Below are 18,701 nucleotides of genomic sequence, written 5' to 3' on the forward strand. Positions count from 1 at the left end.
TTTTTCTTACTCTCTCTTGTTGGTAATTTCGGCAATCCGCCGCATAATTCTAATTAATTCCTTTGTGTCCTTTTCACCAAGTTCTTGAAGAAGCTCCTCCAACATCAGCATCGCTTTTTCATGCTCTTCTAAAACAAAGCTTCTCCCCGTCCCCGTAATATGGACGACAACAAAGCGTTTATCTTTTGGATCACGAGCGCGCTCGATAAATCCTTTCTTTTCCAAACTTTTCAAAACAGATGCAATGCGGGGGGTGCTAAAGTTAAGCTTTTCACTGAGTTCACCTGCCGTTAGCCCGTCTCCTTCAAATATCAGGGAGCCTAAAATTCTTCTTTCTCCTTGTGTGATGTCCCCCACTTTTTTCTGAAAAGGCATGTGAATAATCTTTTTCATTGTCCCGAACAATTCATTTGCCAACTCACGATAGCTCATGATTTTCCCCCTTTATTTATCTAACACTATTAGATAATATTCTTGTTTGCCGTCGAAGTCAACTAATCACACTTCAAAGACAAAATGAAAAGAGGCCTCCTAACAAGAAGAGCCTCCTCTTTTTCGGTTAATATAATAAATATTTCTTTCGATCCTTGTTAAATTCAGCTAAATCAGCCTGCCACGCTGCTTTCATTTCATCAATCGATTTGCCGGCTTTAATATCAGCGCGGATTGAGCCATTTCCGACAAGATTATCAAAGAAAGAAATTCCTGCTGCGTTTTCTGCTCTAAATTGGAATTCATTTGGATACAGAGCATGGATTGCTTTTACAATATACAATCCTGTTTCAAACGGCTTAAACGAATGTCTATTTTTCACATGGATTTGAACTCCATGACTTAATTCATTGGCATGTTTCGAGAAAGTCGGGATAAACGATGCCGCTCGGAAAGTAACACCAGGTAATCGATAGGAGTTCAATTTTGCAGCTAACTCATCGCTATTAATAAATGGCGCTCCAATCAACTCAAATGGTTTTGTTGTTCCCCGTCCTTCAGAAACATTCGTGCCTTCAATGAGGGCTGCCCCTGGATAAACAAGCGCCGTTTCCAATGTTGGCATGTTAGGTGAAGGGAGAACCCATTCTAATGGCGTTTCATCATAATACATATTACGCTTCCAGCCATCCATTTTCACAACAGTCAAATCTGCTCCAATTTCAAATTCACGATTAAAAAGCTTTGCCAGCTCTCCGACTGTCATTCCGTGGCGTACAGGAATCGGATATTCACCAATGAATGAAGAATACTGATCCTCGAGTACAGGTCCCTCAACTTTTGTTCCACTAATTGGATTCGGACGATCAAGAACGATTATGGGAATATTATTCTCTTGCGCTGCTTCCATCGCTAATGCCATCGTATAAATATATGTGTAAAAACGAGCTCCCACATCTTGGATATCAAATAACAATACATCGACATTGCTTAACATTTCAGGTGTTGGCTTTTTCGTCGCTCCATATAAGCTGTAAACAGGCAGCCCTGTTTTTTCATCAGTATACTGCTCAACATATTCACCTGCTTGGGCACTTCCTCGAACTCCATGCTCAGGACCATAGAGTGCTGTTAAATTTACATTTTTGTGATTGTAGAGAAGATCGACGATACTGGTTAAGTTTTGATCCACCCCTGTTGGATTCGTGATTAAACCGACGCGCTTATCTTTGATCAAATCGATCCTATCCTGCAATAAAACCTCTACACCTAAACGAAATTTTTTCTTCTTCTCTTTATCGTTCTTTGCAACAGCGGCAGATACAATCGATAGTAACAAAGTAAGAACTAATAATCCTGCAAACCACTTCTTCAAAACTACCCCTCCTCTTCGTCCCTTCAAAATTTTGGGAAAAGAGCTGTATCTCTTAGCAGTTACAGCTGAATTCCCCTTTCTCTCTTAGTATCCTAATCCATGATTAAATCCGTATAAAACACTGCCATCATGATTGTAAATCGTAATCGGAAGCTTTCCAGTTGGATGATTTTCACCAAAAATGGTATTTACAGTTGCTTCAAAGCTTGCTGGTCTAAAACCATATTGAACAAGATAGGCATCTACTTCACTGTAGGACATCACATCATATGGATTTCTTGCCCCTACAGCAATAACAGGAATACCCGTCTCGATCAGTTGTCTTGTCATCACCATTTGACTAGCATTTTCTGCTCTATCGTTCACACTAGATGTATAAGTGCCAACTATGATATATTTCGCCCCTTCTACCTGTTCTAATTGCGCCTCTGTAAGTCTCCCTGAAGCGTTGATGTAGACAGCACCTGGATGATGCCTCTGTACCTCCGTAGCAAGAAGGTTTATAGAGTATCCAGATCCACCGACCACAACAACCTTATCTTCCGAAGATACGGAAAGAGGAAGAACGGAATTATTTTTTACAAGAGTAATGGACTTTTCGGCCGCTTCTTTTTCAATCGCTCTATGTTCATCTGAACCTACTACGTTAAGGGCATTCTCAATCTTTTCATCAAGGCTTTTTTCGACTTCAGCCTTAACAATCCCTCTATTTAACTTCAGCGTTAAGATTCTCTCAACAGATTGCTCTAACCGCTCATCCGATATCTCGCCTGCGTTCACAGCATCGTAAAGACCATTTGCTACTTCTACGATGCCAACCGGCATTAACACGATATCAGCACCTGCCTTAACAGCACGAATCGCAGCATCTACAGGTCCAAAATGATCTGCAATGGCAGCCATATTCATTGCATCCGTTACGATCACCCCATTAAAATCCATTTCCTCGCGCATTAAACCCGTTAAAATCTTATGGGACAGTGTACCTGGTACTGCGACTTCCGTTCCGTCTTTCCTTGAGATTGCCGTCGTATCATCAATCTCTGGGAATGTCACGTGTGCTGACATAATCGCATCGATTCCCGCATTCATCGCTTCTTGAAAAGGATATAATTCTACTTCCTTCAAACGATCGAGATCGTGAGGCACCGATGGAAGTCCCACATGCGAGTCAACTGCAGTATCTCCATGACCCGGAAAATGCTTTGCTGTTGCCGCAGTGCCGGTTTCTTGAAGCCCTTTAAGATACGCCTTCCCCAAATGTGCCACTAACTCAGGGTCCTCACTAAATGAGCGAACACCAATAACCGGATTATCTGGATTATTGTTCACATCCAGCACAGGGCCAAAATTCATATTGATCCCAAGAGCGTTAAGTTCTTGACCAATCGCCCTTCCAACCTTTTCAGCTAGTTCTTCAGAACGCGTTGCTCCAAGGGCCATGTTTCCAGGAAAGTCCGTACCTGTTTGAAGCCGCGTTACAATTCCACCTTCCTGATCAATGGATACTAATAATCCATACTTTTCCGCTGCCTCCTGATAAGCATGCACAAGCCTAGTTGTTTGCTCTGCCGTTACTGTATTTTCGCGGAATAAAATGACGCCGCCGAGGTGATAGTCTTTGACAAGACCAGCAATTTCCGCATTCATTTCCGTTACATTTTGGCCATTCCAAGTTCTAAAATCAGGCATTAGCATTTGTCCAACCTTCTCTTCCATTGACATATGCCGGATAGCATTATCAATCAGGTCATAACGCGCCCCTCTTTCTTTTCCTACGATGATTTTATCCTGCTTTTTCTTAAATTGAATCGAAATTCTGTCCCTATATTTGCCATCACTGACAGAGATAAACGTCTTGCCATTGTGGCCCGTTAGAGTTACTACCCCATCTTGGGACACAGAAGCAACATTCTTATTAGAGGATTGCCATTTTAAATTTTCAGATGCAATCATGAAGTGGCCATCCTTATAAACATGGAGTGCGTTTAAATCGAGTTTATAATCAGTTACATCCCTTTTAACCTGTGGAACATTGAGATCAATCACTAAATCTTTAATCCTTGAAGCTGCTGTCGCCCCTGAAAAGGGAATACCTGATAAAAAAAGGACAAACGCTAGAAAGGAAATCATAAATGTTTTTAAAAAGATCCGCATGGTTTTTCTCCTCCAGTCATTTTCTTCATTTAATAGTTCCTTAGCTCCCACTCATTTATCGCAAAGGAAAGCTTCCTTCCTGAATCTAGCTTTGGATTTTTAATATACCAGCCGCGTAAATTCGTTGAGCCATCTGTTCGATAAACAAATCGTAATTTCGTTGCATCTCTAGGTATTTCCAATTCCTTCTTCTCCCAGCCATTACTTATTCCCGTTAATACAGCAAGCTGCTGCCAACGGCCCTCTCTAAAAATTTCTATAGAACCCACATCCCAAACATTCTCAATCATATGCCATGTAGAGAAGGTGAGCTTAGCGTCCTTGGATAAATGAAGCTTAGTTTCCATCGTACGGTTGAGCATATCGCCGTATCCTGCAAACCACGCACCACCTTTACCCGGAATCGAGACCGGAATCGAATCAGCTACATGTCTTGCAAATAAACGACGAGTTTGATTGATTGAGCCCATATCCCTTGATGGATGGACGCGATTGGTTAGCAAGATTGCTACTGTTTTATTGTTTGGGCTTACAACAATTGAAGTCCCCGTATACCCTGTATGTCCAAAAGAATAGGTTCCTTCTGTTAGAGCATCCATATACCAGCCTTGACCTAATTCCCAACCAAGACCGTGGTCATTTCCTGCGAATTCTTCCGTTTGATTCTCCAACAACAGCTCTACTGTTTCTGGCTTCAATATCCTCTTTCCGCCATACTTTCCTTTGTTAATAAAAATATGGGCAAGCTTTGCCAAATCGTTTGCAGTTGAAAAGACACCTGCATGTCCAGCAACTCCATCTAAAGACCACGCGTTTTCATCATGAACCTCTCCCCAGACAAGACCACGATTCGGTACAGCTTGGTACTCTGTCGCAGCAATGCGACTTTTCAATGAGGCTGGTGGATTATACATTGTATCTTTCATTCCTAAGGGTTCTGTAATATGCTCCCGGACAAAATCATCTTGACGTTGGCCGGACAGATGTTCAATTAAAATTCCTAACGTAATCATATTTAAATCACTGTATTCGTACGTTGTTCCTGGCGGGTTTTTCAACGGTTGGTTTAATACCAGCTTCAGCCTATCTTCCCGGGAATTTCCTTCAGTATATATAGGAATCCATGAAACAAATCCTGATGTATGGGTCAACAGCTGACGAATCGTTACATTTTCCTTTCCGTTTGCAGCAAACTCCGGTATATGTGCCGCCACCGGATCATCAAGATGAAACAAACCTTCCTCAAAAAGAATCATCACAGCTGTCGCAGTAAAAATTTTACTAATTGAGGCTAAATCAAAAATAGTATCTTTTTTCATAACGAGCGGTTTTTCCATTTCAGAAAAATGACCGTCAGTATATTGGGCAGAGTAGCCGAATGCGTCATGTTTGACAATTTTTCCAGCTCGCGCCACAAAGGTGACCGCTCCAGGCATTAATTTTTGCGAAATCGCTTCATTCATTACATGATCAATTTGCTGAAGTGGGAATTCTACCATTCCGGCTCCCCGTATTGAGCTTGGATGAAGCTTGCTCGAAACAGGAATGATTTTTGAGTTCCAGGTAAAGACAGGGTGTGGCTTCTGAAATGGAAATGAGGATTTTTCGTGCTTTTCAATCGTTGGAGCATAAGGATGGCCAATGTCCGCAAAAGCTGTAGAGGTGCCTAGCAGCATTGTACAAACAACTGTGATCATAAACGTTTTTCTGTTCATATGTCCTCCTTCATCCTTTTAAATCATTGTAGGCAAGATCTCTCCTAATATACGACAAGGCCGACAGCGCTTACAGTCTATATATAAAAGCATATAGGCAATGATGTATAGTAGTCTATACCACATAGGTCCCATATCATATCGTTTTACAGGACAAAAGAATTGCGTCATCGGAATTATTTTTTAAAATTTCTGACAAATGCATAAAATTTTATTTCAATACTCCTCTAATCTGAAAAAAGAAAACCTTACTGATGTCTTCGCAAGTATTCCTTTCATTTTGAAACGAACAAACGCTCCAAGTAATACGTTTTTGCTCATTAATTTTGGAAATCGAATAGGATAGGCTTAGTTTCAACCTAAATTTTATTTTTTGTTTTATACTCTGTAACCTTTTATGTATGTAGTCCGAAAAAAAGCTTCCATATATTAGTCTGCTTTGTTTTTAGGCTTTGACATTAGTAACAACGGCCTAAATAGAATCATATTTTGTTGATGAGAGTATGAATTGTCTGATGAGCTTGATGCCCACTCAAATTGTAGTCTAATTCATCTCTCCATCGTATCAGTTTAAACCTGATAATAAATACAAAGGAGAAGAAAAAATGTATAATTTTCAAAACCAATTGCAAAACTTGGAAATGTCTCCATACCAGGTTAGTGAGCTAAATCATCTGGACCCTTATGGTGAGAATGCACGTCAATTTGAACAATTCGGAGGCTTTGGTCGGTGCGGAGGTTTTAGATGCTTTAGATGTTTTAGCTGCTTTAGATGTTTTAGCTGTTTCAATTGCTTTAACTGCTTTAGATGTTCCAGTTGCTTCCGCTGTTGGGGTTAATGCTCTTGACAAAATTTTAGGGAATTAAATTGTGTCCTTGCATGAAATTGCGGGGACATTACTTTTTGGCTATTCATAAGGGACAAATAAAGTTACATAGAATGGTAATACATAGCTCGAATCGATTAGAAGCAAGGAGGAGTTGAATGACAAAATTAAACGGTTCCACACGTCTAAAGGTAAAAAGAGATACATTTTATCTTCCTGATTCAGAAGGTGGTGTGTATTTTAGAAATAACGAAAGCTCATTTCGTATGAAAGGCAGCACTATCTATCAGTGGATTGAAACACTGATGCCGATGTTTAATGGGGAACAAACATTGGAAGAATTAACGGACGGACTAACCGCCCCTTACAAAAAAAGAGTTTATGAAATTGGAGAAACGTTATACGAGAATGGCTTTGTTCGAGATGTAAGTAAGGCTCAACCACATCAATTAAATTCTACAGTTCTGGCAAAATATGCTTCGCAAATTGAATTTATTGAAAACTTTGTTGATTCTGGTGCGTACCACTTTCAAGAATTCCGTCAAACTAAAGTTCTGGTCGTCGGAGCTGGTCCCATCCTAGTTTCATTGGTAGGTGCATTAATGGAATCGGGATTACCAAAATTCAATTTTCTGGTAACAGAATCAATCCCGACAAATCGACCAAGGATTTATGAGATCGTGCAGAAAGCTCATGATGTAGACTCCGAGGTAGAGGTTAAGGAGGTTAAACTTGAAAAAGGAAACCACGAGCGTTTATGGAAGCAAGCTGTGGAGCCATATGAGTGGGTTCTTTATGTCTCGCAGGATGGGAATATAAATGAACTAAGAAATCTTAATGTTATCTGTAAGGAAATAGGAAAAGGATTCCTTCCTGCCGTATGTTTAGGGCAAGTAGGGCTATCCGGTCCAGTTGTTCATCCTGAATCAGATGGGTGCTGGGAATCTGCTTGGCGCCGCCTTCATCAATCTGCCGTGCAGATAGACCAGAAGCCTAACAACTACTCTTCAGTATCAGGGGCCATCCTCGCAAATTGCCTTGTATTTGAATTTTTCAAGAAAGCAGCAGGAATTGGAGAGACTCAAAGTAATCAAATTTACCTGCTTGACCTTGAAACATTGGAAGGGAATTGGTTATCATTCATTGCACATCCATTAGTAACATCTATAAATTTAACCCCCAGACTGGTAGCAGACCTTGATGTAAAGATTGAACATGAATCTAACAGAAATGCTCCACCTAGCAAATTATTAGAATATTTTAGTCGGCTGACTTCTAAAGAAATAGGAATTTTTCATTCATGGGAGGAACGAAATTTGACACAGCTTCCTCTGTCACAATGCTATGTTCAGGCAGTAAACCCTTTGACTAACGGACCAGCACCACTTCTTTCAGAAGTGATTTGTGCCGGTTTCACACATGAGGAAGCCAAAAAAAATGCCGGGTTAACTGGCATTGAAATGTATGTTTCACATTTGATCGATTCACATGCTAAGGGATTCAAAAATCGGAATCATGATGTTGATTCGAATATTCCGGAAGGGTTTATGGGGATAGGTGCAGGAGAAACAATCGAACAGGCCGTTTGTCGAGGGCTCCAAAAATATTTAGATCAAGAATTAACAGAACGGGAGGAAAAGCAACAAGACACAATTTTAGATTTGCAGCTCGGGTCCGTGGAAGATCAGTATTGCAAATATTACTTAAGTTCACTAACCACCTTAAATGGGCCACCGGTCATCGATTTAAAAGAGGATGTTCTAGGTTTCCCTGTCATTCGGGTAAGGTCGAATGATCGTTATTACACGAAAGCTGGTTTAAATATAACGCTTGCATTACGAAATGCGTTACAACTCGCACTTTTAAATACTCAAAACCAGGGAATTTCAGAAATTGAGGGACCTGAAACGGAAAGATCTAATTTGCTAGAAAAAAGGGAATTTAAACTCCACATTCCTTCTTGTGATGAAATGACTCAGTTGGAGCTACTACGATCTTCCATTCAGGTTTTAAAAGAACGCAGGGAACGGTTAGTGGTCTATGATCTTTCGTTCGAACCTTTTTTACAACAGGAACTATCAGGGGTATTTGGTGTACAGGTTCGAGGGGAGGATTCCTAATGACAGCCCAAATCACCATAGAAGGAAAGGGTTTATTATCGGATCTAGTCTATACTCAATTATCCGGAAGCTTTTCCATTAAGCGCTTAAGTTTAGTAGAAGATATTCCAATGGAAACAAAACTAGCGCTCGTACTTCACGATTCCTGGTACCCATCGGTTCATCAAAAAGCGGAAGAAAAATTTAGAAATGCAGGTATCCCGTGGCTTCGAGGCTTCGTTTTGTTTGGGGAAGGAATCATTGGACCGTTCGTACCTCCAGACACACCGGGATGTTCTTGCTGTGCTGATATCAGACGTATAACAGCAGCTCCCGATCGTCAAGAAATGTGGGAATTACAAGAGAGAATAACAGCAGAAGAAGATGTACGGCGAGATGCCTGGGGATCACGAACAGGTTTTTACCAAATGGCAAATTTACTAACGAATGAAGTGCGGAGGATTATTCAAGGAGAACCCAGCAACTTAAAAGAAAAAATGTTCATTCTGAACCTGAAAACATTATCAAGCTCTCACCATTTTTTCCTGCCTGACCCATCGTGCCCGATTTGCAGTAATTTGCCTAATGATTCACCAGAATTAGCTCAAATTCGGTTACAATCCAGTCCTAAAGTCAATAGTAGCAGTTATCGCAGTCGTTCGATGAATGAATTAAAAACCGTTTTAACCAAAGATTATCTTGATTCTCGCACCGGGCTTATGAATGGGAAAATGCAGGATTTCAGACTGCCGTTTGCTGATGTATTAGTGAATATGCCTTTATTTAGAGGAAATGAGGGAGTAGCGGGCAGATCTAATACTTATGAAATCAGTGAGATGACCGCCATTTTGGAAGGCTTGGAGCGATATTGCGGAATCGAGCCCCGTGGCAAAAGGACAGTCGTTCGTGAAAGTTATCACCGATTAAAAAATAACGCACTAAATCCACTAAGTGTAGGTGTCCATGAATCTGAAAAATATGAACTGCCTCATTTCCCATTCAAAAAGTTTCATCCTGATGACCCAATGGATTGGGTCTGGGGTTACTCATTTTTGCAAGAGAGACCTATTTTGGTTCCTAAGCTGCTTGCCTATTATAGTTTAAGCTGTGGGGATGGCTTTGTATATGAAACTTCAAACGGATGTGCTTTAGGCGGAAGTTTAGAGGAAGCCATTTTTCACGCCATAATGGAAGTCGTTGAAAGAGATTCATTTTTGTTAACCTGGTATGCCAAGCTCCCCCTTCCACGGCTTGATCTTCGTTCTGCAAACGATCAAGAATTACAGCTAATGGTAGACCGGATTCTTGAAATGGCCGGATACGACCTTTATTTTTACAACTCAACGATGGAACATGGAATTCCAAGTGTTTGGGCAGTGGCAAAAAACAGAAGAGCCCATGGCGTAAATATAATTTGTGCAGCTGGTGCAAACCCTGATCCTGTAAGAGCAGTGAAAAGCTCGATCTACGAACTGGCAGGAATGATGTTTAGGGATGATGAAAAATTGGAAATGAACAGACAGAAATACCAAAAGATGCTGCAAGACCCGTTCGAAGTCCGGACGATGGAGGACCATGGTATGCTATACGGTTTGAAAGAAGCAGAGGATCGACTGAATTTTTTATTAGATAATCATCGTCCTGTACGAATGTTTGCGGAAGAATTTATGGAGCCACCAGCCAATACTGATTTAAAAGATGATCTTCAGGATCTTCTACAGAGGTTCCGCGACTTAAATCTTGATGTTATCGTGGTTGACCAGACCACGGATATCACTAAACGGAATGGATTATTCTGTGTAAAAGTACTTATTCCCGGTATGTTACCGATGACATTTGGACATCACCTTACTCGCGTAAAAGGCTTGCAAAGGGTGCTCACGGTACCTAAGCAGCTAGGCTTTGCACCAACACCATTAACGTATGATCAGCTTAATCCATTTCCACATCCATTCCCATAGTGGAAGAGTAGGAGGACAAAAGGTTTGGATCTAGACACATTTATACATCAATTGCATTTTGACACGGATAAACTCTTTCATCCAGATTGGAAGATAGATTGGGAAGATGCCCCACTTCCATATAAATTGTACCGTGGCTTGCCAGAGATACCATTATCTGCGGAAGTGCCGTCAACTCTCAAGAAGAAAGAAAATAACCAAAGCCCTAGTCTAGATGAGCTTGGTCATTTTTTATGGTATGTATACGGTTTAACTCAATACTCCCAATCTTCGTTAATGGATGATACCAAAGATAAGCTTGTAAGTTATAAACAGTCGTTAAGGAGATTTGTTCCCTCAGGAGGAGCTTTGTATCCTAATGAACTATATGTATATATAAAACTGGATGAAATTCCAAATGGTATTTACCATTACGATGTGGCACATCATCGTCTTATTTTACTACGAGAAGGAACTTACGATTTCTATTTATCTAGAGGTCTTGAAAAGGGCCTTCCCATTTCGGACTGTTTTTGCACCATATTTATCTCGACTGTTTTTTTAAAGAATTTTTATAAATACAATAATTTTTCTTACAGACTCCAAGGGTTAGATGCAGGAGGATTAATTGGGCAATGCTTAGAAATTGCCAATATGATGGGGTTCTCAACACGGGTCTGTTATCAATTTCTTGATCGATCTATTAATCATTTACTTGGATTATCCGAAATGGAGGAAAGTGTATATGCTGTTATTCCATTAAGCAAGAAATCATCAATACCTCGTGTTGATGACGAAAAAAGTGAAGAAATGGTTTCTGCTTCTGAATTGTGTCGGGAAATTCCAGAGTTGCACCATGCTTCCTATAATCGTTCAAATAAAGTCATTGACTATCCTGTACTGAGGGAATTTAATGAACAATCGATGTTTGAAACAAGACAGTCCTTCATAAAATTAACCAAAAACAATACTGAGGCTTCCTTAGGTACGCAGCTGATCCTATTGCCAATTACAGAGTGTTTTTCATACGATATCGCATCTGCCTGCAGAAAGCGATATTCACCTGATATCGATTTTACATTGGGAAAAGTGAGCCTTACACAATTATCTATTCTATTAAAGGAGACATTTTCTTTTGTATACCAAAATGATCTTGACATTACACAGGGACAAATTGAAACACGGACTTCTTTATTTGGCTGTTTTTATAACGTAGAGGGAGTTCCAAATGGCGCCTATTCTTATGACAATAGCACTCATGCACTACAGAGAATAGCCAAAGGGGATTTCCGGGAAGCTTTACAGTCTGGATTAACCATGCCCAACGTAAATTTGTATCAAGTTCCACTCTGTATGCATATTGTTGGAGACAGAGAACACCTTAAGGGGGTATTGGGATATAGAGGTTACCGTATTCAACAAATGGAAGCGGGCATACTCATGCAACGGATGCTTCTGTTGTCGGGTGCATTAGGAATGGGTGGGCATCCATTGTTAGGATTTGATGCGAATCAATGTGATGATCTTTACAGGCTCCATTTGAAAGATAAAACCAGCTTGATTCAAATTCCGATCGGCCCATACCGTCCACGCGCTTGGTTAAAGGGAAGTTTGCATAGCTAGGGAAAAGATCAGATTTTAATTTAGAAGTACAATTCTAAGAACTGAGGCTCGCTTCAGTAGGGCTCAAATTCCTGTTGAACATATTGTTGATCCATAGACTGTATAGGATACAAGGACGGACACAATATAGGTGAGGATTTACAATAATTATTTATACTTTCCATTGTTGATATAATGATCATACTTCCTTTAATTGTTAAAAAAGTGTCGTACCTCTATCAAAGAGAAGCGTGTTTTTAACGCTTCTCCTCTAATTTTCGTCTCTATTTATCTTCTTAAACATTCCCTTATTAAATATTTCTCCATATACAGAAAAAATAGTAACAATTGGGCAACATTTAAAAAACGGCGAACCATCATCTATGATCTCCAACCCCGCAAATAACCACCTCACTTAGAATAACTGTTTAATGTTTTGGCATTGCCCCTCCTATATATGGGGTCCTTATAAATACCGGAATTCTTAAAATATACCCGCCTATTCCTATTAAATTATGATACAAGGTTATGCCAATAACCATAACTAAGCAATTTATCCCCCAAAATAACAAAGGAAGTGAAAAAATGGGTATTATTAGCGGAAAAGAATATATTGATCGTTTAAATAAGCTAGAAAGCGAAATTTGGTTTGATGGTGAAAAAATTAAAGGGAGAATTTCTGAGCATTTTGCCTTCAAAGGAGTTCTTAAGACAAAAGCTTCTCTATATGATTTACAGAATGATCCCATTCTAAAAGATGAAATGACTTTCTGTTTACCTGGTCAAAGGGAACGTATCGGACTTTCTTATATGCAGCCAAAAACAAAAGATGATTTAAAAAGGAAAAGAAAAATGATGGAGCACTGGGCAAGAGCTACCCATGGTTTAATGGGAAGAAGCCCTGATTATATGAACACAGCAGTTATGAGCTTTGCATCCTCATCAGCAATTTTAAACAACAGGGAGAATTGTTTTCCTGAGAACATTCAGTCCTTATATAAAAAGGCGATGGAGGAAGACCTCTCCTTTACACATACATTTATTACTCCCCAGGTGAATCGTTCCCAGTTTTATTTGGGGATGTCTGAGAAGCCTATCTCCGCAAAGGTCATTAAACATAATCAAAACGGGCTGATTATTAATGGTGCCCGCCTCCTCGCTACTCAGGGCGGTTTAACTGATGAATTATTGGTAATTTCTGCGCCAAAATTATATTTTAATAAAGATGAAGCGTTTGCCTTTTCCATCCCTTCTAATACAAAAGGATTAAGATTTATTTGCAGAGAGTCCTTTACAGGAGGAGAATCTTCTTTTAATCATCCCCTAAGCTCAAGATATGAAGAGATGGATTCGATTGTTGTCTTTGACAATACGCTAGTTCCATGGGACCGTGTATTTTTTTATAATAATGTCGAAGTAGCTACAGATTTTATGACCCAAAGCTCTTTTTACATTTTTGCGTACCATCAAGTAGTAAGCAGGCAAATTGTAAAAGCAGAATTTATACTTGGGGTGGCACAACTCCTCGTTGAGGCGATTAATGTTGTCGAGTATCAGCATATACAAGAAAAACTTTCAGAAATCATAATAGGCCTTGAAACCATGAAATCGCTATTAGAAAGGGCAGAAAATGATGCCATATTAGATGAATGGGGATGTATGTGCCCCAGCATGATACCACTGCAAGTTGCCAGTAACATTTTCCCTAGAATATATCCCCGTTTCTGTGAAATTATTCAATTAATCGGTGCTAGCGGAATGATTTCAATTCCCACCGAAAAAGACTTTGGATCAGAAATTAGAGCAGATCTGGATCAATATCTTCAAGCATATAGCATGGATGCTGAGGATCGAGTTAAACTATTCCGTTTAGCATGGGATCTTACGATGAGTCCTTTTGGTACAAGACAAACCCAATATGAAAGATATTTTTTTGGTGATCCCATACGACTGAGCAGCGATTTATACAGAAGCTATTTAAAAGAACCACATGTTGAGAAGATTACTAAATTTTTAAATCTAAAAAGGAAAACTAACTGATAAAGAATATCGATTTAAATAGAAAGCTGTTCATGCTAATATGGGAATATAAAGTAGGCAGTGTTAAATAAACGGGTTAGACTTTGTGCAAGAAACAAGTTGAATTATATATGACATTAAAAGGGGAGGAGATAAATTGGTTGCAAAAACGAAAAAGGATTTTGATGGGTTAAGAGAAATTGGGAAAATTTGTGGAGAAATTCGGGATCAATTAGTCTATAGTACAAAGCCTGGAACTTCCACAGAAGAACTTGATGAAATTGCGAAAGAAATGTTTGAAAAAGCTGGGGCCCAATCTGCTCCAAAAAGTGCTTACGATTTTCCTGGATATACTTGCATAAGCATAAATGAAGAAGTAGCACACGGAATTCCGGGGAAACGAACCATTCAAGAAGGGGACATAGTAAATATTGATGTTTCCGGTTCAAAAAACGGCTATTTCGCAGATACCGGCATTTCCTTTGTAGTAGGAGAAGGAGATACAACTTTACAGAAAATATGTGACGTTGCGAAAGAAGCATTCTATGCTGGACTTAAGAAGGCTAAGCCAGGTTCGAGAAAAAGCGCTCTCGGTAAAGCTGCACACAATGTAGCGAAACAACATGGCCTAACAGTCATAAAAAATCTTACTGGGCACGGTGTTGGCCGTTCAATTCATGAAGAACCAAATCATATTTTCAATTACTTTACTCCATGGGATGACGAAATTTTAAAAGATGGTATAGTAATTGCCTTTGAGCCTATGATCTCTACATTTGAAGAGGAAGTTTTCCAATCCGAAGATGGCTGGACTTTCCTAACCGATGAAAGCTTTGTGGCTCAATACGAACATACGGTTATCCTTACCAAAGAAGGACCGATTATTACTACATTATAAAAGCGTTACACCACAATAGGATACAATGTAGCTATTTAACAGGGCTCTTGCCCATCAGGAGATTGGACAATGCTAAATGAGCAACCGAGCACCTAATAGGGTTTTGTCAAAAAAGAGGGACATTCTGTTCCTCTTTTTTAATGTCTTTTTGGGAAAATCAAAAAGAAAAATCCTTTCACCAATTTATATTCACTTATACTTTAAAAATAGCACAAAGGGAAACTTATTAAAGGCGCTGGATCCCGTTGCAAATCAATCTGTTATTATGGTGCAATTCATCGAATTAAACCAAATTGACAAATTATTTAAGGGAGAAATACAGGTTTATTAATGGATTTCATGTGGATAAAAAAGCACCGACAAGAACTGATGCTTTAAAGCTGTTAAGTTCTTTATAAGATTACAGTTAATTTAAACCAACTTAAACCCATAAATTTTTATTTTTTTTATTTTAATTCCTACATGTAAGCCTAGTAAGTTTATAATTAACTAGAACATAAATATAAACAGAAAGGATGTTTTTCTTGCTTTTTCCATTTCGAAACGATCCTAGAAAAACTTTAATCCCCTACCTAACCAATCTTGATGAAGAATATTGGTATATGAAATCAGATGTTTATCCAAATAACATTGCTTGGATAATATCTCATATAAGTAGCAGTGAAGACTATTGGATTAATGAAGTTGCTCTAAAAAAAGATTGTATTTTAAATGTTAATGAATTCAGTTCCACTAAAGAAATCTTGGAAAGCTATATTCAGATTAGAAAATATACAGATGATATCCTGCACAAATTAGACAATTCGCAACTAAATAAGTTAGTTGAAGTCCCTAAGTTTTCGGACGGATGGACGCCACCTTCAGTGCCTACCCTAAACTGGCTGTTTGATCATGTTTATTCACATGAAAAGTACCATATTGGACAAATTGCAGTTATTGCAAGTCTTAACAGTTTTCAAAAACCTTTATTTTAATATTGTTACAGGAGGGGAGCGTTTCGTCCATCAATAAAGCTCTGTAATATTCATCTCTAGAAAGTGGGGGGAATTTGTACTCTTCTAGCAAGCTTCTTAGGATTATCCCTAATAAGCTCAAATAACCTAGTAAACTTAATACAAAATAAGTAGTTGTTTAATCTCACTTTCGATTTATTATAAGGATTAAAAAGGAGATGTATTGTTCTGAGAAAATATACTGTAATAAAAAAACATGTATCAAACTATCCTGATCCCATTGTCTTAAAGAAAGATCAAAAAGTATTATTTGGAAAAGAAGATACACAATTTCCAAACTGGATTTTTTGCACATCTCTAGACACTCAAAAAGAAGGCTGGGTTCCAAAACAAATTTTAACTCCTCCTAATAACGCGGGAATATCAAGAATTACTCAGGACTATTCTGCTCATGAGTTAACCGCATATCCAGAAGAAGTATTGTTTGGAATAAAGCATTTAAATGATTGGACATACTGTAAAACAGAAAAAGGTGAGTTTGGTTGGATACCTACCTCATGTTTATCTGAATAGAAGAAAAAGCTAACTATAAATCAGGTGAAATGCCTGATTTTTTATTTAAATACAATAACGGTAACAGAAATACGAATATCTTGGCTACTTCTCATCCTGACAAGAAGCAATGATTCAGCCCAGAATAATGTGAATAATGCGTTATGATTCTAAAGATATTTCGGATAAAGTATATACACATAAGGGCATAGAGCAGCTACTCATAGCAATTGAACACTATGAGAAAGGCTGCTTTCTCTATAAAAAATGTGTATATTACATGTGCGATTTTCAACGATTTTAAAGCAACGCATATAAAGTAAAAACCCCCAACCATGCGTGGTTGAGGGTTTAATAATTCCCAATATCTTAACGCTTTGAGAACTGAGGTGCACGACGAGCACCTTTAAGGCCGTATTTTTTACGTTCCTTCATACGAGCGTCACGAGTTAATAGTCCAGCACGCTTAAGAGTTGGACGGAATTCTGGGTCAGCTTGAAGCAACGCACGTGCGATACCATGGCGGATTGCGCCAGCTTGACCAGTATAGCCGCCACCTTTAACGTTAACTAGAACATCATAGCTACCAAGTGTTTCAGTAGCATTTAACGGTTGCTTCACTACTTCACGTAGTGCTTCGAATGGAATGTAATCTGTAATATCACGATCGTTCACCGTAATTTTACCATTGCCTGGAACTAAACGAACTCTTGCAACGGAACTCTTACGACGACCAGTACCAATGTATTGAACCTGTGCCATTTATAAATCCTCCCTTAATTATCCGCGAAGTTCCCAAACTTCAGGTTTTTGTGCTTCATGTGGATGCTCTGCTCCAGCATAAACGTGTAATTTCTTGAACATTTGACGACCTAAAGAATTCTTTGGAAGCATACCTTTAATAGCAAGCTCAAGCATTCTTTCAGGGTAGTTTGTACGCATTTCAAGCGCCGTTCTAGTCTTTAATCCGCCTGGGTGCATGGAATGACGGTAGTAGATTTTGTCAGTAAGCTTCTTACCAGTCAATTCGATTTGAGAAGCATTGATAATGATTACATGATCACCAGTGTCAACATGTGGTGTGAAAGTTGGTTTATGTTTACCACGTAGAATAGACGCTACTTCAGAAGTAAGACGACCTAAAGTCTTGCCTGCAGCATCTACTACGTACCATTTACGTTCGATATTGTTAGCGTTAGCCATAAACGTTGTACGCATGAGTTACCCTCCTAAAATTGTTCATTTTCAAAAATTCATTTTCATGTTCGTATATTCTTTATCACAATAAGTTCCGGGGCTTATCGTGGGATTAAAATACATACCATATTATGATAAAACACTGTACTCCATATGTCAAGAAGTTATTTGACACCAGGACAAGTTGTTATACATGATTCATAAAACACTTTCCACAAGTACAGCCCCTGCGGCGGTGCGGTCTTGCCTGCATAAATCCGATTTTTCTTTGCGAGGATAGCTGGAATATCCGCCACTGCAATTTTCCCAGCTCCAACCTGTAGCAATGTCCCTACCAATATTCTAACCATATTGTAAAGGAAACCATTCCCAACAAAGCGGAAAACAAGGAATCCTCCATCCTCCATTACCTCAATCTCATACATTTCCCTAACCTTATCCTCAACCTCTGTTTTAGCTGAGCAAAAGCTCGAAAAATCATGAACGCCGAGCAAGTGGCGACTAGCAGCCTTAATGGCCGCAATATCAATGGAATAGGGATAATGATAAGCAAAGTTGCGACGAAAAGGATCATGCGCTTGCTCTCTATAGACAAGATAACGATATTCTTTCGCCGTCACATCAAAACGGGCATGGAAAGTAGGCGCAACCTTTGTCACAGCAAGGATTGAGATATCGTCCGGAAGGAGAGTCTGCAGAGCGACACTCCACCTTTCCCCTGGGATCTGCAGCGGAGTGTCAAAATGAATGACTTGACCTCTGGCATGGACACCGGCATCAGTGCGTCCTGAAGCATACACCTTTACTACCTGTCCTTTATGAAGCTTTAGTAATGCCTGTTCTAGCTCACCCTGCACGGTACGTTTATTCGGTTGGATTTGATAACCTGAAAAGGCTGAACCATCATAAGCCAGCTCACATTTTAACCTCTGCAT

15 protein-coding genes are annotated in these 18,701 nt (G+C 39.3%); 8 read left to right on the forward strand and 7 right to left on the reverse strand.

Going from position 1 to position 18,701, the window contains the following annotated elements:
• Positions 1–6: 6 nt before the first annotated feature.
• The 4 genes from FCJ93_RS18005 to FCJ93_RS18020 all read right to left on the reverse strand — a co-directional run bounded on the left by FCJ93_RS18005 (position 7) and on the right by FCJ93_RS18020 (position 5,679).
• Positions 7–432, reverse strand: a complete 426-nt coding sequence (locus tag FCJ93_RS18005) for a MarR family winged helix-turn-helix transcriptional regulator (RefSeq protein ID WP_095313809.1) — start codon at positions 430–432, stop codon at positions 7–9.
• Positions 433–559: 127 nt separating this feature from the next.
• Positions 560–1,807, reverse strand: a complete 1,248-nt coding sequence (locus tag FCJ93_RS18010) for an exo-beta-N-acetylmuramidase NamZ family protein (protein WP_137744320.1) — start codon at positions 1,805–1,807, stop codon at positions 560–562.
• Positions 1,808–1,891: 84 nt separating this feature from the next.
• Positions 1,892–3,964, reverse strand: a complete 2,073-nt coding sequence (locus tag FCJ93_RS18015) for a glycoside hydrolase family 3 protein (RefSeq protein ID WP_137744321.1) — start codon at positions 3,962–3,964, stop codon at positions 1,892–1,894.
• Between the two features lie 29 nt (positions 3,965–3,993).
• The gene (locus tag FCJ93_RS18020) at positions 3,994–5,679 is read right to left on the reverse strand and encodes a serine hydrolase domain-containing protein (RefSeq protein WP_095313801.1); all 1,686 of its coding nucleotides are present in this window, start codon (positions 5,677–5,679) and stop codon (positions 3,994–3,996) included.
• Between the two features lie 641 nt (positions 5,680–6,320).
• Between FCJ93_RS18020 and FCJ93_RS25505 the strand changes: the two genes are divergently transcribed.
• The 8 genes from FCJ93_RS25505 to FCJ93_RS18060 all read left to right on the forward strand — a co-directional run bounded on the left by FCJ93_RS25505 (position 6,321) and on the right by FCJ93_RS18060 (position 16,590).
• Entirely contained in the window at positions 6,321–6,518 is a 198-nt protein-coding gene (locus FCJ93_RS25505; protein ID WP_408014805.1) for a heterocycloanthracin/sonorensin family bacteriocin, read from the forward strand.
• A 146-nt stretch (positions 6,519–6,664) separates the two neighbouring features.
• A complete protein-coding gene (locus FCJ93_RS18030) occupies positions 6,665–8,626 on the forward strand; it encodes a putative thiazole-containing bacteriocin maturation protein (RefSeq protein ID WP_095313797.1) in 1,962 nt (653 codons plus the stop codon).
• Entirely contained in the window at positions 8,626–10,566 is a 1,941-nt protein-coding gene (locus tag FCJ93_RS18035; protein ID WP_095313795.1) for a TOMM precursor leader peptide-binding protein, read from the forward strand. Before FCJ93_RS18030 ends, FCJ93_RS18035 begins: the two co-directional genes overlap by 1 nt.
• 24 nt (positions 10,567–10,590) lie before the next feature.
• Positions 10,591–12,168 carry a SagB family peptide dehydrogenase gene (locus tag FCJ93_RS18040; protein WP_095313793.1) on the forward strand — a complete coding sequence of 526 codons (1,578 nt, stop codon included), beginning with the start codon at positions 10,591–10,593 and terminating at the stop codon, positions 12,166–12,168.
• 564 nt (positions 12,169–12,732) lie between these two features.
• Positions 12,733–14,187 (forward strand): 4-hydroxyphenylacetate 3-monooxygenase, oxygenase component, encoded by a 1,455-nt coding sequence (hpaB, locus tag FCJ93_RS18045; RefSeq protein WP_095313791.1) that lies wholly within the window; start codon positions 12,733–12,735, stop codon positions 14,185–14,187.
• Positions 14,188–14,323: 136 nt separating this feature from the next.
• Positions 14,324–15,064, forward strand: coding sequence for a type I methionyl aminopeptidase (gene map / locus FCJ93_RS18050; RefSeq protein ID WP_095313789.1), 741 nt, complete (start codon positions 14,324–14,326; stop codon positions 15,062–15,064).
• A gap of 515 nt (positions 15,065–15,579) precedes the next feature.
• Positions 15,580–16,038, forward strand: coding sequence for a DinB family protein (locus FCJ93_RS18055; RefSeq protein ID WP_235879537.1), 459 nt, complete (start codon positions 15,580–15,582; stop codon positions 16,036–16,038).
• A gap of 225 nt (positions 16,039–16,263) precedes the next feature.
• Positions 16,264–16,590: an SH3 domain-containing protein gene (locus FCJ93_RS18060; RefSeq protein WP_268951603.1), complete on the forward strand. Its 327-nt coding sequence runs from the start codon at positions 16,264–16,266 to the stop codon at positions 16,588–16,590.
• 348 nt (positions 16,591–16,938) lie between these two features.
• Here FCJ93_RS18060 and rpsI read toward each other — a convergent pair whose 3' ends face one another.
• From rpsI to truA, 3 genes are all read right to left on the reverse strand, one after another.
• Positions 16,939–17,331: a 30S ribosomal protein S9 gene (rpsI, locus tag FCJ93_RS18070; RefSeq protein WP_019157118.1), complete on the reverse strand. Its 393-nt coding sequence runs from the start codon at positions 17,329–17,331 to the stop codon at positions 16,939–16,941.
• Between the two features lie 18 nt (positions 17,332–17,349).
• Positions 17,350–17,787: a 50S ribosomal protein L13 gene (gene rplM, locus FCJ93_RS18075; protein ID WP_137744323.1), complete on the reverse strand. Its 438-nt coding sequence runs from the start codon at positions 17,785–17,787 to the stop codon at positions 17,350–17,352.
• A gap of 143 nt (positions 17,788–17,930) precedes the next feature.
• Complete coding sequence (truA, locus tag FCJ93_RS18080) at positions 17,931–18,701, reverse strand: tRNA pseudouridine(38-40) synthase TruA (protein WP_095313775.1); 771 nt, start codon at positions 18,699–18,701, stop codon at positions 17,931–17,933.

Source organism: Robertmurraya siralis (assembly GCF_005502275.1).
In the GTDB taxonomy this organism is placed as follows: Bacteria; Bacillota; Bacilli; order Bacillales; family Cytobacillaceae; genus Robertmurraya; species Robertmurraya siralis.